The sequence below is a fragment of the Futiania mangrovi genome, assembly GCF_024158125.1.
GTDB classification, from domain to species: Bacteria; Pseudomonadota; Alphaproteobacteria; order Futianiales; family Futianiaceae; genus Futiania; species Futiania mangrovi.
In genome coordinates this window covers 973761-986890 of sequence record NZ_JAMZFT010000002.1, presented here as the reverse complement: position 1 = coordinate 986890, position 13130 = coordinate 973761, and the positions used below count along the sequence as shown (strand labels likewise).

The following is a 13130-nucleotide window of genomic DNA, read 5'->3' as shown; positions in this document are numbered from 1 at the left end:
TCCCCGGCGTCGGACAGTGCCCGGGCCGCCTCGCGCAGTCAGGGAGAGCGGGAGAGGGCCGCGACCTCGGCCCCGGTCGGGATCACCCCGGCGTCGGACAGTGCCCGGGCCGCCGCGCGCGCCTGCCCGATCCGCGCCAGCGCACCCTCGCGCACGCCTTCCCGCGTCACCGGCAGGGTTGCCACCCCCTCCTCCTGCGCGGCGCAGGCGGTCGCGGCCGCGATCCGTGCGATGACGTCCATGTCGTCGGCACGCGGAAGGATCGCATCCTCCCGCACCCCCTTGTCGCGGGCGGCTGCGGCCATGGCATCGGCCGCAGCGCGGATCATGCCGTCGGTGATCCGGCGGGCACCGGCATCGAGGACGCCGCGAAAGATACCCGGAAACGCGAGGGAGTTGTTGACCTGGTTCGGATAGTCGCTGCGCCCCGTCGCGACGATCCGTGCACCGGCTGCCTTCGCCGCGGCGGGATCGATCTCCGGCACCGGATTTGCGCACGCGAACACGATCGCGCCAGGCGCCATTCGGGCAACCGCCTCCGGCGCAACGGTATCCGGTCCGGGCTGCGAGAAGGCAATGCAGACATCGGCACCGTGCAATGCTTCCCCGATGCCGCCCGTGCGTCCCTCGGGATTGGTGTCGCGGCACACCTCCCACTTCTCGGCCAGGTCTGCCCCCGCCGTCTCGACGTCGCGGCGTCCACGGTGCAGGATACCGCGGCTGTCGCAGGCGACGATGCGCGCGGGGTCTGCGCCTTCTGCCTTCAGCACGCGGTAGACGGCCATGTTGGCCGCGCCGATCCCGATCAGCGCGATGCGCACCCGGTCCAGGCGCTTGCCCACGACGGCAAGGGCGTTGCGCAATCCCGCCAGCACCACCGTCGCCGTGCCCTGCTGATCGTCGTGCCAGACGGGGATCGGCAGATCGCGCCGCAGCGCATCGAGCACGCGGAAGCACTTCGGCGCAGCGATGTCCTCCAGGTTCACCGCCGCGAACGAGGGGGCGAGCGCCTTCACGAAGGCCACGATCTCCTCCGTCTCGTGCACACCGATGCAGAGGGGCACGGCATCCACCCCGCCGAAGACCTTGAAGAGGAGCGCCTTGCCCTCCATCACCGGCAGTCCCGCCGCCGGCCCGATGTCGCCGAGCCCCAGGATGCGGCTGCCGTCCGACACGATGGCGATCGTGTTGGCGCGGTTGGTCAGCGCGTCGGCCCGCGCGGGATCCCGGACGATCTCGCGGCACGCGGCGGCAACGCCGGGCGTGTACCAGAGCGCCAGGTGCTCGAACCTGTCGGTCGGGCACTTCGGCACCATCTGGACCTTGCCCCGGCACAGCCCGTGCGCCGCAATGGCATGGGCATCGGGCGTACGGGGCCCGTGATCCGCGGACGCGGCCTCCGCCGCCTTGCCGCCCGGCCGTACCTGACGCTGGCTCATGCGTTTCCCCCACGTGCCGCGTAGCGTTCACTGCCGGCCCATGGTCAGCCGAAACCTGGCCGGCTGCAAGGGAACTGCGCGCCGGGCGGCGTGCCTCAGACCGTGAGCTCGCGCGACGTCAGCGTGTAGGAGAACGCGCCCGGGTCGAGGCTGTCGAGCGGTCCCTCTACCGTTTCGCCCTGCGGATACATCAGGAAGGGAACCTTGACGCCGCGCGATCCCGGCAGAACCACGTCATGCGCGAAATTGTAGGCGAGCCAGTTCATCTCCCACGCGCCGAACAGCGTCTCGCGCGCAGCGGCCACGATATCGTCCTGCAGGGTGAGGCCCGGCGCCTCCTCCAGCACCACCTTGCGCACGTCGGCGGGGTCCACGGGCACCCAGCCGAAGCCCGTGAGCCACACCTCGGCCCGGCAATGCTGCCCCTTGGTGACGTCGCCGGCCTTGCCGAGGCTGCGGTAGCCGAAGCGCGAGTTCGCCACGCGCAGGCCGTAGACATCGCGCGCGGGCAGTCCCGCGGCGCGCGCCAGGCCGACGTAGAGCGCGTTGAGATCTGCGCATTTTCCCGTCAGGTCGCCGCTCTCCAGCATGAAGCGGATGTCGCCCAGGCCGCAGCCGCGAGTCTTCGGGTTGCGTTCGGTGTTGTCGACGATCCAGTCGTAGATCGCCCGCGCCTTCTCGAGGTCGCCCGCCGCACCGCGCGTGATCTCGAGCGCCGTGTCGCGGACGATCCCGTCGACGGGGATCATCTCCGTTCCCTTGGTGAACAGCGCCCGTTCGGCCGGGTCGAGCGGGGCGACATCGCCCGGACGGCTGAAATCGACGGCGCGGTCGCGCGTGGCGAAGCGGCTGACGACCTCCAGCACCGGGGCGGGTTCCCCCGCCTCCCAGCGCGCGGCGAGCATGCGCGCGCCATAGACCGGATCCCGCACCTCCTCCACCTGCACCGCATTGCCATGCCACAGATTGCCCATCGGGCGCGTCCAGGCGTCCTCGTGCACCGACGGCAGGGGCACCCAGACCTGCGTGCCGCCTTCGGCGGCCGGGGCGACCCGGCTCGTCAGTTCGAACACGCGCCAGCCATTGGCCGGGTCCGGCGAAAACGGCCGGCGGGCGGCGTGCGCAACCGCCGGCAGGCCGAGGCTGGCGGCAGTCAGGGCAGTAGCCTTGAGGAATGAACGGCGGTCCATGGGAGCGATCCTTCGACGTATGACATACCGGAAAGGGACCTGGCGGCGCGGCCGCTTGCCCCCTTTTCCCCTCACCTGTCTCTTGCCCAACCTGCCCCACCATTGCAAGTCCGCGCGGCCCGTCGGAGGCGCGCGCGCATACCCGTCCCGCGGCCGGCGGGCGCCGAAGCGGATTGAGAAGCGCACGCCCCTCGCCTAGCCTCACGTATCCGGAACAGGGTTGTGTTCGTCCGGCCACATCCCCCGAGCGATCTGGAGCAGCGCCCATGACCCCTTCCCCGCCGAAGAACACGCTTCTCGTCGTGGGCGCCCTCGGCGTCGTCGGCCGCAGCGTCCTCGAACACTTCGAAGGATTGGAAGGCTGGGACGTCATCGGCCTGTCCCGCCGCCAGCCGGATGCGCCGACCCGCGCGGAGTGGCGTGCGGTCGACCTGCGCGACCGGGCCGCCTGCGAGGCGGCGCTGGGCGACCTGTCGCAGGTCACGCACATCGCCTATTGCGCGGTCTACGAGAAGCCGGACGTGACCCGCGGCTGGTCGGAGCAGGACCATGTCGAGATCAACCTCGCCATGCTGCAGAACGTCGTGGAGGTGGTGGAGCGCGCCGCCCCGAACCTGCGCCACATCGCGCTGATGCAGGGGACGAAGGCCTATGGCGGGCACCTCGGTCCGTTCAAGATGCCGGCGCGGGAAACCGACCCCCGCTCGATGGGGCCGAATTTCTACTACGACCAGATGGACTGGCTGGCCGCACGGCAACAGAACAAGGACTGGACCTGGACGATCTTCCGCCCGCAGATCGTGTGCGGCGCGGCGCTGGGAAGCCCGCTGAACATCGTCGCGGCGATCGGCGCCTATGCCGCGATCTCGAAGGAACAGGGCCTGCCCCTGCGCTTCCCCGGCGGGCCGGAGCGGGTGGCGGAAGCGACCGACGCCCGCCTGATCGCGCGCGGGATGGAGTGGGCGGCCGCCTCGCCCAACGCCGCCAACCAGATCTACAACATCGCCAATGGCGACGTGTTCATCTGGCAGAACCTGTGGCCACGTGTGGCGGCGCTGTTCGGCATGGAGCATGCGGCTCCGCAGCCCATGTCGCTCGCCCGCATCATGCCGGAGAACGCGGCCTGCTGGGACCGGCTGGTCGCGCGGCACGGTCTCAAGCCGACGAAGCTCTCCGACCTCGTGCCGGACTGGCGCTTCGCGGACTTCCTGTTCGGTTACGGCCAGCGCCCGAACCCGCACCACATGAGCACGATCAAGATCCGCCAGCACGGCTTTCACGACTGCCTCGACAGCGAGGAGATGTTCCTCGAGCTGCTGCGCATCCTTCAGACGCGCAACATCCTGCCGTCCTGACGCGCAACCCGGCCCGGACGTTGCCCCGGTTCCTGCCTGCGCATCGGACATGACAGCCCCAGTCCCTTCCGTGTAGCCTGAGAGCGTCCCGGCTGCACCGGCCGCGCGACGACCCGTTCCGCGTTACCTGAGAGACCCCTGGACAGTTGGACAAGCCCGCCCCAGCGCAACGAAAGCGCGCCGTTCCCGCCGTCACCCGTGCCATCGCCATCCTGCGCCGGCTCGGCGGCTCCGACGAGCCGCTCGGCGTACAGCAGATCGCGCGCGATCTCGGGCTGGTGCCCAGCACCTGCCTGCATATCCTGCGCGTGCTGAAGGACGAGGGGCTCGTCGCGTTCGATCCCGTTTCCAAGCGCTATTTCATCGACGTCGGGATCCTGTCCATCGCGCGCAGCGCCATCGAGAAGAACCCCTTTGCGTCGCTGATCCAGCCGAAGCTCGACGATCTCGCCAAGTCCTTCGGCCTGACCGCCATCGCGGTGAAGCTGGTGGAGCCGACGTCGATGGTCGTGGTCGCGCTCTCGCAGGTGCCGCTGCCCTTCCGCCTCCAGGTCGACCTCGGCAGCCGCTTTCCCGCCCTCATCAGTGCGACGGGCCGCTGCTTTGCGGCCTTCAACACGCCGGACGAGGCTATGCTGCGGAAGGGATTCGCGGCGCTCAACTGGGACAACCCGCCGGAGTTCGCGACGTGGCGGGAGGAGGTGCGGCAAGCCCGCGAGCAGGGCTATGCCGTCGACCGTGGCAACTATATCTCCGGGGTCACGGTCGTCGCGGTGCCCTTCTTCGACGACCGCAACCGCATGAATCACGGCATGGTCGTGATCGGCATTTCCGAGCGGGTGGCGACGATCGGCGTCCCGGCGCTCGCTCGCGAGATGCTGGCGGTGCGCGACGAGGTTGCACCCATGCTGATGGGCAAGCCGGGCGGATAGGTACCCCGGCGGACATGACAGACGGGCGCGCCGGGCGCCCGCCCGTCCTTTCCGGCCTCAGCGCTTCGGCAGTTCCACGATGGCGGAACCGATCGCCGACAGTTCGCCGTCCTGCTGCACGGCCCGCTGCGAGATCTCGACGAGGTGGCGGCCGTCCTCGACGAACTTCCGCGTCACCTGGCCGTCGATCAGGATGATGTCGCCTTCCGGATTGTGCCGGCGCACCTGGCACTTGGCGCGCTTCAGGAAGCCGTCGTCGCCCATCCAGTTGGTGACGTGGTGGGTCAGCCACGAGGCCCGCTCCGGCCCGTAGTCATAGGCGCCGGGCGCGCCGACCATCAGGGCGAACTCCTCCTCCCAGTGCACCCGCTCCGGGCAGTCGGGAATGCCGAAACGGTTCTTGATGCCCGCCGAGGGGTGCTTCTGCTGAAGCTGCCAGGCGAGCTTGTTGGCGCGGATGTAGAGGCCGCCCCAGCCTTGCGCATAGGCAATGAAGCCGGTGACCGTCATCGGGCCCTTGAGCATGGTGGGCAGGTCCTCGCCCTCACGCACGTCGTCCCAGTAGCGGGTCTCCGCACCGCGGACGGTCTCGTTCGCATAATGCTCGTTGTAGGCGTCGAGTTCCTCCTGCGTGTAGACGCGCGGCTCGCGCGCCTTCACCTCGGTGTACTTCGTGCCTTTCTCCCGCGCGTTGTCGCGGTCGGTGCGGAAGCACCAGCTTTCTGCCTCGGCCAGCATGTCGCCGGTCTTCGCGTCGTAGAAATCGACATGGTAGATCTGCTGGATCGCGCGGCCTGCAAAGCGGGTGTCGTGCTCGACCAGGTCCTTGAGGTAGGCCTCCGTCGCAACTTCCGTGTTGCGCGCGACGGGCTTCTTCCAGTGCCAGTCGGACCCCGACCACATGGCATGGACGCCCGGCAGGCCGCCGACATAGCCGCTGATGATGCGCGAGGTGGCGAACAGGAAGCTCGGCAGCGCGATCACGTCTCCGAACTTCGTGCCCTTCGCGTAGGACGGGTCGCACCACAGCGGGTTGTCGTCTCCGATGCCATGGGCGTAATGCCGGATGTTGTCGCGGGTCGCCTCGTAGCACCAGGGCTCCACGGTGCTCTCGATCTTCACGCCGATCCGCTCCCGCAGCGCGTCGAGCGCCTCCGGCGTGATCTTGGGAAACCGCTTCGTCATCTCGTTCATTGCTTCCTCCTCTCGCGCGCCGGACCCGTTCAGGCCGCGCCTTGCATCTTTTCACGCGCACGGTCGCGCAGGACCTTGCGGTTGACCTTTCCTGCCGGCGTCTTCGGCAGGGACGCGACGAATTCCACCTGGCGGGGATATTCGTGGCGGCTCAGCTTGTTGCGAACGAGGTCCTGGATCTCTTCCGCCAGCCCCTCGCGCGGCTTGCCCTTCAGCACGACGAATGCCTTGACCACCTGGCCGCGGGTTTCGTCCGGAACGCCGATGGCGGCACATTCGGCCACATCCGCGTGGCGGAGGACCGCGTCCTCGATCTCCACCGCGCTCATGGTCCAGCCGGCCGAGATGATCACGTCGTCGGCCCGGCCCGCGTGGTAGAAGAAGCCGTCCTCGTCGATCCGACCCAGATCCTTGGTCGGGAACCAGCCGTCGCGCTTGCGCACCATCAGTTCGCCGATCTCGCCCGGTGCGGCGCGGCTGCCGTCGGCGCGGTGCACCTCGACCTCGACGCCTGGCACCGCCTTGCCGAGCGCGCCCTCGCGCACCTCGAGATCCGGCGCGCCCGGGTAATTCGCGATGATGACGCCGATCTCGGTCGTGCCGTACATCGAGCAGACCTTGGTGCCGAACAGCCGCTCGACATATTGCGCGGTTTCGGTGTCGATGGGCTCGCCGGTGAAGCTCAGCTTCTCGATGGCGTAGGTGAACCGTTCCGCCGCGCCGGAATTGCGCATCATGCGGTAGTGCGTCGCCGCCGCCGAGAGATTGGTGATGCGGAAGTCTTGCAGGGCCTTCAGAAGCCGCACCGCGTCGAACCGCCCGGAAAACGTCCCGGTCGAGACGCCGAGCGCCAGCGGCGCCAGCGTGCCGTGCCACAGCCCGTGCCCCCAGGCGGGCGACGAGGGACAGAAGAAGCGGTCGCCCGGCCGCACGCCCGTGGCATAGAGCGCGGCAACCATCAGCGTCACGAGCGAGCGGTGGGTATGCCTCACCGCAGCGGGCAGCAGGCGCGTCGTTCCGGAGGTGTATTGCAGCACCGCAAGGTCGTCGCCGGCGGTATCCCAGTCGAACGTCTCCGGCCGGCCCGACAGCCCGTCGAGGAACGCCTCGTCGAGCACGATCACGTTCTGCGCCCCGCCCTCGCGCGCTTCCTCCGCCTTCTCGGCGTTGGTGAGAAAGACCTTCGGCGTGCAGTCCTCGACCCGCAGGCGGATGCCGTCGGGACCGAACAGCGTGAACATGGGCACCGCCACCGCCCCGGCCTTCATCACGCCGAACAGTGCGCAATAGAACGGCAGCGAGGGTTCCAGCATGACCGCCACCCGGTCACCCTTCTCCACCCCCATCGCGACGAGATGATGGGCAAGCTGCGAGGAGCGGCGCGCGAGCTCCGCAAAGCTCAGGATCTCGTCGCGCCCGTCGGCATGCGCGATGCGCAGCGCGACCGCGTCCCCGTCCACATGCCGGTCGATGCACTCGTGCGCGATGTTGAACCGGTTGCGATCGCCGTCGAACAGCGCCCAGAGCGCCTGCTTCGAAAAATGTGCCTGCGCGTCCGCGTAGGACGTGAAATCCGTCAAGCGCGCCATGGTGCGTGCCTGCCTTTCCCGTACGTTCCCTCATGCCCCTAATGTGCCCCGGAGCTGCCTTGGCCCAACGATACGAACTTCACCAATTCATTGTCAATGCGCTTATTTTATTGTCTATATACAACAATTTGTACGCATCGAGGCGCACCGTGCCCCGTCATGTCTTGTCTGTCGAAACCGCAGATTGTCAGGACAAAATGGCATGCTAGCCTGACCACGGGCGGCGAGACGCCTCAACGAACACGCACGGCGCACGAAGCGCCGCGGACACATCAGGGAGAGAGACAGCAATGGACGTGAGAGACGCCTGGATCTGCGAACCCGTGCGCACGCCCGTCGGCCGCTTCGGCGGCGTGTTCAAGGACGTGCCCGTCCAGCACCTCGCGGCCACGGTGCTGCGCGGCCTCATGGAGAAGTCGGGCCTGCCGGGCGAGGCGGTCGAGGACGTGCTGTTCGCGCAGTGCTATTCGACGATGGATGCGCCAGCGCTCGGCCGCGTGGCGGCCCTCGACGCAGGGCTTCCCATCGAGACCGGGGGGCTTCAACTCGACCGGCGCTGCGGCTCCGGCCTGCAAGCGATCATCTATGCCTCGATGCAGGTGGCGACGGGCGCGAGCGACGTCGTGATCGCGGGCGGCGCGGAATCCATGAGCCGGGCGCCCTTCTTCACGACCGAGGGGCGCTGGGGCTTCGCGGGCGGTTCGGGCCAGCTCTACCACGACTCCCTCGTGCGCGGTCGCCTGACGGCGGGCGGCGAGAACTATCCCGTGCCCGGCGGCATGCTGGAAACGGCGGAGAACCTGCGCCGCGACTATTCCATCCCGCGCGAGGAACAGGACCGCTTCGCCGCGGAATCCCAGCGCCGCGCGGTCGCCGCGCAGGAGGGCGGCCTCTTTGACGACGAGATCATCCCCGTCGAGGTGAAGGGCCGGAAGGGCAGCGTCACCGTGACGAAGGACGAACATCCCCGCCCCGGCACGACGGTGGAACAGCTTGCGGGCCTCACGCCCGTCCGCATCAAGGCGGACCCGGAGGCGACGGTCACCGCGGGCAATGCCAGCGGGCAGAACGACGGCGCCTCGGCCTGCATCGTGGCCACGGCGGAGATGGTGGAGAAGTATGGCCTGCGTCCCTTCGGACGTCTGAAATCCTGGGCGGTGGCGGGCGTGCAACCCAATCGCATGGGGATCGGCCCGGTGCCTGCGACAGCGCGCGCGCTGGAGCGTGCGGGCCTCGCGCTCAAGGACATCGACCTGATCGAGCTGAACGAGGCGTTCGCGGCCCAGGTGCTCGCCTGCACCCGCGAATGGAAGTTCGGCGAGGGTGATTTCGACCGCATGAACGTGAACGGCTCGGGCATCTCGCTCGGCCATCCGGTCGGCGCGACGGGCGGGCGGATCCTGGCGACGATGCTGCACGAGATGCGCCGGCGCGATGCGAAGCTGGGGCTCGAGACCATGTGCATCGGCGGCGGACAGGGCCTTGCCGCCGTGTTCGAGGCCGCCCCGGCCCGATAGACGGCTTCAGCGGCGCTTTACACGCCCCCGCGGACAGGAGTGGCCCATGAGCGACCTGGTCAATCAGGAGATCGTGTGGAGGCCGTCGCCGGAGGCGGCGGCCGCCAGCAATCTCGGCCGCTTCATGGCTGCGCACGCGATCGCGGATTTCGACGCACTGGTCGCGCGCGCCGACGCCGATCCCGAATGGTGGTGGGCCGCGATCGCCGGGCGCATCTCCTTCATGCGGCCCTACGACAAGGTGCTCGATACCTCCCGCGGGATCGAATTCGCCGACTGGTTCGTGGGCGGCACCACGAACATCGTGGCGAACTCGCTGGACCGGCACCGGGGGACGCCCGTGTGGACGTCGCCCGCGATCCTGGGCGAGTCGGAGGCAGGCGAGGCGCGCGTCTGGACCTATGAGGACCTTTCGCGGGAAGCCTCCCGCCTCGCCGCGGGGCTCTCCGCCCTCGGGGTGAGGCAGGGCGAGGTGGTCGCCGTCTACATGCCCAACGTCAACGAGGCCATCGCCGGCCTCCTCGCCATCGCGAAGATCGGGGCGGTTGCGATGCCGCTCTTTTCCGGCTTCGGGGCCGAGGCGGTCGTCACCCGCCTGAAGGCCGCCGGCGCCGCCGCCGTCCTGACCGTGGACACGGCCACGCGCCGGGGCCGGACCGCGCCCATGAAGGAGGTGATCGACGCCGCCGTCCAGCAGGTACCGGGCGTGCGGCATGTCGTCTGCCTCGTCACCGGCGATGGGGCCGCTATCGGCCAGGACCGGGACGTGGACTGGCGGACCTTGTGCGCGGAGCAGCCCGAGGATTTCCCGACCGCGGAACTGCCCTCGCACGCCCCTGCGCTGCTCATGTACACCTCGGGCACGAGCGGTAGCCCCAAGGGCACGGTGCACACGCACGCCGGTTTCGCGGCCAAGCTCTCGCTCGACATGGGCCTGATGATGGACATGCGGGCCGAGGACACGGTCGTCTGGTTCTCCGACATGGGGTGGCTCGTCGGGCCACTGCTCGCGTTCGGCGTGACCCAGATCGGGGCTTCCTTCGTGCTGGCGGACGGCGCGCCCAACTATCCCGACGCCACCCGCATGTGGCGGCTGATCGCCCAGAACCGCGCCACGATCCTCGGCCTCGCGCCGACGACGATCCGCGGCTTCATGCACGGCGGGGGGACCGGCGGCCACGACATCTCCTCGCTCAGGCTCTGCGTCTCCACGGGCGAGGCATGGACACCCGACGCGTGGTGGTGGACCTTCGACAATGTGCTCGAGCGCAAGGGACCGATCATCAACTACACCGGCGGGACCGAGATCGGCGGCGGCATCCTTTCGGGCTCCGTCATCCGCGCGATGAAGCCGTGCGCCTTCTCCGGCCCCATTCCCGGCATGGGCGCCGACATCGTCGACATGGAGGGCAGGCCCGTGCCGCCCGGCACGCTCGGCGAACTTGTCCTGCGCAAGCCCTCCGTCGGCCTGACCCGCAGCCTGTGGCACGACGAGGAGCGCTATCTGGACAGCTACTGGCGCGACATTCCCGGCGTCTGGCGGCAGGGAGACTGGGCGATCCGCGACGCGGAGGGGTTCTGGTACGTGCTGGGCCGCTCGGACGACACGCTGAAGATCGCGGGCAAGCGCACCGGGCCTGCCGAGATCGAGGCCTTGCTGAACGCGACCGGCACCGTGCTGGAGGCCGCCGCCATCGGCATGCCCGACGCGATCAAGGGTGAGGCGGTCGGCTGCGTCGTCGTCCTGCGCGAGGGCGCCGCCGCCGACGACGACACCGCAGCGCGGCTGTCGCAGGCGGTGGTGGACGGCCTCGGCCATCCCTACAGGCCCGCGTTCGTGGCCTTCGTCGCGGACCTTCCGAAGACGCGGAACATGAAGGTCATGCGCCGCCTCGTGAAGGCCGTGTTCCTCGGCAAGCCGCTGGGCGACACCTCCTCCCTCGTGAATCCGGAGGCGCTCGACGGCCTTGCGGCAACGGCGAAGCGGCTGGGCCTTGGGGCCGGAGCCGACTGAACCCGATCCGCGCTCAGGCGGTTTCGGGGTTCGGTTCCGCCAGCAGGCCCTGGGCTTCCATCAGCGGGTAGATGCCGCCCGCCTCGATGATCTTCAGCAGCATCTCGGGAAACCGCCGGCCCTGCAGCGTCTGTCCGGTGCGGGCGTTGCGCACGGTGAAGGCGGCGAAATCGACCTCGGCCCCGTCGCCTTCCTCGAACGCCTCCGACACGCCGGGACATTCCATCGCGGGGAAGCCGTAGTTCACGCAGTTGCGGAAGAAGAGACCGTTGATCGATTCCGCGACGAGGCAGGAAAGCCCCAGCACTTTCAGCGACCGCGCCGCCGGCCGGCCGGAGCCCGTGCCGAAGTTGCGGCCTGCGATCAGCACGTCGCCCGCGCCCACCTCGTCCACCCAGCCCGGCCGGTTTGCCGCGAACACGTGCCGCGGCTGCTCGTCATAGGGCATCAGCATCACCGGACCGGGCAGGATCAGGTCCGTGTTGATGTGATCGCCGAACTTCCACGTCTTTCCCCGGATCGTCATGTCTGCCTCGTCACATCATGTCGCGCGGATCGGCGATGAAGCCGCGCACGGCGCTGGCCGCGACGGTGGCCGGGGAGGCGAGATAGATCGACGCCTCCGGGCTTCCCATGCGGCCCTTGAAGTTCCGCGTGCTCGCCGTGATGCAGACCTCGCCCGCGCCCAGCACGCCGTTGGAGTAGCCGCAGCACGCGCCGCACGTGGAGTTCGTCACGACCGCGCCGGCCTCCAGCAGCGTCTCGACATAGCCGCGGCGCGTCGCCTCGAGCAGGACGGCCTGCGAGCCCGGTGTCACGATGAGGCGCGTGCCGCGCGCGATCTTCCGGCCCTTGAGGACAGTGGCCGCCGCCTCAAAATCGTCGAGCGTGCCATTGGCGCAGGACCCGATGAACGCCTGGTCGATCCGGACGTTCGCGGCCTCGCTGACGGGGCGGGAGTTGCGCACGACCGTGTCGGGAAAGGCAACGAGCGGCTCCAGGGCGCCGAGGTCGACCGTGCGGACATCGGCATAGACCGCGTCCGCGTCGGCGGCCTGCGGCTCGAACGCGGCATCGGGGCTGCGGCTGCGGACATGCTCGATGCACCGCTCGTCCGCCTCGAACACCGCGAACTCGGTGCTGATCTCCGCGCACATGGTGGCGATGGTGCGCCGGGTGTTCATGCTCATGGCCGCGACGCCCGGCCCCACGAACTCCACGTTCTGCATGGCGTGGTCGCCATAGGTGTTGGCGATGTGCAGGATGACATCCTTGCCGTTGAGGACGCGCGGCAGTTCGGAGACGAACTCGTAGCGCACCGTCTCGACCACCGGAAACCACGTCCGCCCGGTCGCGAGCACATAGGCCATTTCCGGGTGCCCGATGCCACGCGCGGCGCAGTTGAAGGCACCCGCGCTGCAGGTGTGCGAGTCGACGCAGGCGAGCACGCTGCCGGGAAGCGCATAGCCGTAATCGGCCACGAGCTGGTGGCAGATGCCGAGGCCGCCGTTCACGTCGTGGAACTGGGTGATGCCCTGCTTCTCCGCGAACTTCCGGGCCGCCTTGTGGATGTTGGCGCGCATCGGCGTGTCGGCGGGCGCGATGTGATCGAGCATGATGACGACCTTGTCGGGATCCCAGACCCGCTTGGGTTCGCGCATGCGGTTGTGCATGAAGTTCTGGTCGATGACGACGGCGGTCTCGACGCCCACGGTCACGACGTCGCCGGGCGCAACGGCCGGCAACCCCGCCGCGCGCGCCAGGATCTTCTCGATCATGGTCATGCCCATGGCCCACTCCTCCCCTCGGACGCCCGGTCTGGCGTTCTCGTTCCTTGCCCGCCATTCTGAGCGGTAATTCCCCGGGCGCAAGGGGACGCAACCCGGTCATGCACCAAAGT

The 13130-nt window shown here is 69.0% G+C and carries 10 protein-coding genes; 4 read left to right on the top strand and 6 right to left on the bottom strand.

Going from position 1 to position 13130, the window contains the following annotated elements; genetic code table 11:
* Positions 1-38: 38 nt before the first annotated feature.
* Both NJQ99_RS11565 and NJQ99_RS11560 read right to left on the bottom strand, forming a co-directional pair.
* Entirely contained in the window at positions 39-1439 is a 1401-nt protein-coding gene (locus NJQ99_RS11565; RefSeq protein WP_269332986.1) for an NAD(P)-dependent malic enzyme, read from the bottom strand.
* A 95-nt stretch (positions 1440-1534) separates the two neighbouring features.
* Complete coding sequence (locus tag NJQ99_RS11560; RefSeq protein WP_269332985.1) at positions 1535-2629, bottom strand: transglutaminase-like domain-containing protein; 1095 nt, start codon at positions 2627-2629, stop codon at positions 1535-1537.
* A gap of 266 nt (positions 2630-2895) precedes the next feature.
* Between NJQ99_RS11560 and NJQ99_RS11555 the strand changes: the two genes are divergently transcribed.
* Together NJQ99_RS11555 and NJQ99_RS11550 are read left to right on the top strand one after the other, a co-directional pair.
* Complete coding sequence (locus tag NJQ99_RS11555) at positions 2896-3984, top strand: SDR family oxidoreductase (protein ID WP_269332984.1); 1089 nt, start codon at positions 2896-2898, stop codon at positions 3982-3984.
* A gap of 146 nt (positions 3985-4130) precedes the next feature.
* A complete protein-coding gene (locus NJQ99_RS11550) occupies positions 4131-4916 on the top strand; it encodes an IclR family transcriptional regulator (RefSeq protein ID WP_269332983.1) in 786 nt (261 codons plus the stop codon).
* Between the two features lie 57 nt (positions 4917-4973).
* Here NJQ99_RS11550 and NJQ99_RS11545 read toward each other — a convergent pair whose 3' ends face one another.
* On the bottom strand, positions 4974-6110 hold the full coding sequence (locus NJQ99_RS11545) for an FAS1-like dehydratase domain-containing protein (RefSeq protein WP_269332982.1): 1137 nt from the start codon (positions 6108-6110) through the stop codon (positions 4974-4976).
* Between the two features lie 29 nt (positions 6111-6139).
* Positions 6140-7699 carry an acyl-CoA synthetase gene (locus NJQ99_RS11540; RefSeq protein ID WP_269332981.1) on the bottom strand — a complete coding sequence of 520 codons (1560 nt, stop codon included), beginning with the start codon at positions 7697-7699 and terminating at the stop codon, positions 6140-6142.
* A gap of 296 nt (positions 7700-7995) precedes the next feature.
* Here NJQ99_RS11540 and NJQ99_RS11535 point away from each other — a divergent pair, with 296 nt between their 5' ends.
* Together NJQ99_RS11535 and NJQ99_RS11530 are read left to right on the top strand one after the other, a co-directional pair.
* Positions 7996-9216 carry an acetyl-CoA C-acetyltransferase gene (locus tag NJQ99_RS11535; protein WP_269333225.1) on the top strand — a complete coding sequence of 407 codons (1221 nt, stop codon included), beginning with the start codon at positions 7996-7998 and terminating at the stop codon, positions 9214-9216.
* Positions 9217-9262: 46 nt separating this feature from the next.
* Positions 9263-11230 (top strand): AMP-binding protein, encoded by a 1968-nt coding sequence (locus NJQ99_RS11530; protein WP_269332980.1) that lies wholly within the window; start codon positions 9263-9265, stop codon positions 11228-11230.
* 13 nt (positions 11231-11243) lie between these two features.
* Here the strand turns inward: NJQ99_RS11530 and NJQ99_RS11525 are convergent, their stop codons facing one another.
* The gene (locus tag NJQ99_RS11525; RefSeq protein ID WP_269332979.1) at positions 11244-11756 is read right to left on the bottom strand and encodes a LeuD/DmdB family oxidoreductase small subunit; all 513 of its coding nucleotides are present in this window, start codon (positions 11754-11756) and stop codon (positions 11244-11246) included.
* A 10-nt stretch (positions 11757-11766) separates the two neighbouring features.
* Positions 11767-13020 (bottom strand): aconitase/3-isopropylmalate dehydratase large subunit family protein, encoded by a 1254-nt coding sequence (locus NJQ99_RS11520; protein WP_269332978.1) that lies wholly within the window; start codon positions 13018-13020, stop codon positions 11767-11769.
* Positions 13021-13130 lie beyond the last annotated feature (110 nt).

Coding starts and splice junctions, on each gene's coding strand:
- NJQ99_RS11555 (WP_269332984.1), top strand. CDS start 2,896: ATGACCCCTTCCCCGCCGAAGAACACGCTTCTCGTCGTGGGCGCCCTC.
- NJQ99_RS11530 (WP_269332980.1), top strand. CDS start 9,263: ATGAGCGACCTGGTCAATCAGGAGATCGTGTGGAGGCCGTCGCCGGAG.
- NJQ99_RS11540 (WP_269332981.1), bottom strand. CDS start 7,699: ATGGCGCGCTTGACGGATTTCACGTCCTACGCGGACGCGCAGGCACAT.
- NJQ99_RS11560 (WP_269332985.1), bottom strand. CDS start 2,629: ATGGACCGCCGTTCATTCCTCAAGGCTACTGCCCTGACTGCCGCCAGC.
- NJQ99_RS11520 (WP_269332978.1), bottom strand. CDS start 13,020: ATGGGCATGACCATGATCGAGAAGATCCTGGCGCGCGCGGCGGGGTTG.
- NJQ99_RS11545 (WP_269332982.1), bottom strand. CDS start 6,110: ATGAACGAGATGACGAAGCGGTTTCCCAAGATCACGCCGGAGGCGCTC.
- NJQ99_RS11525 (WP_269332979.1), bottom strand. CDS start 11,756: ATGACGATCCGGGGAAAGACGTGGAAGTTCGGCGATCACATCAACACG.
- NJQ99_RS11565 (WP_269332986.1), bottom strand. CDS start 1,439: ATGAGCCAGCGTCAGGTACGGCCGGGCGGCAAGGCGGCGGAGGCCGCG.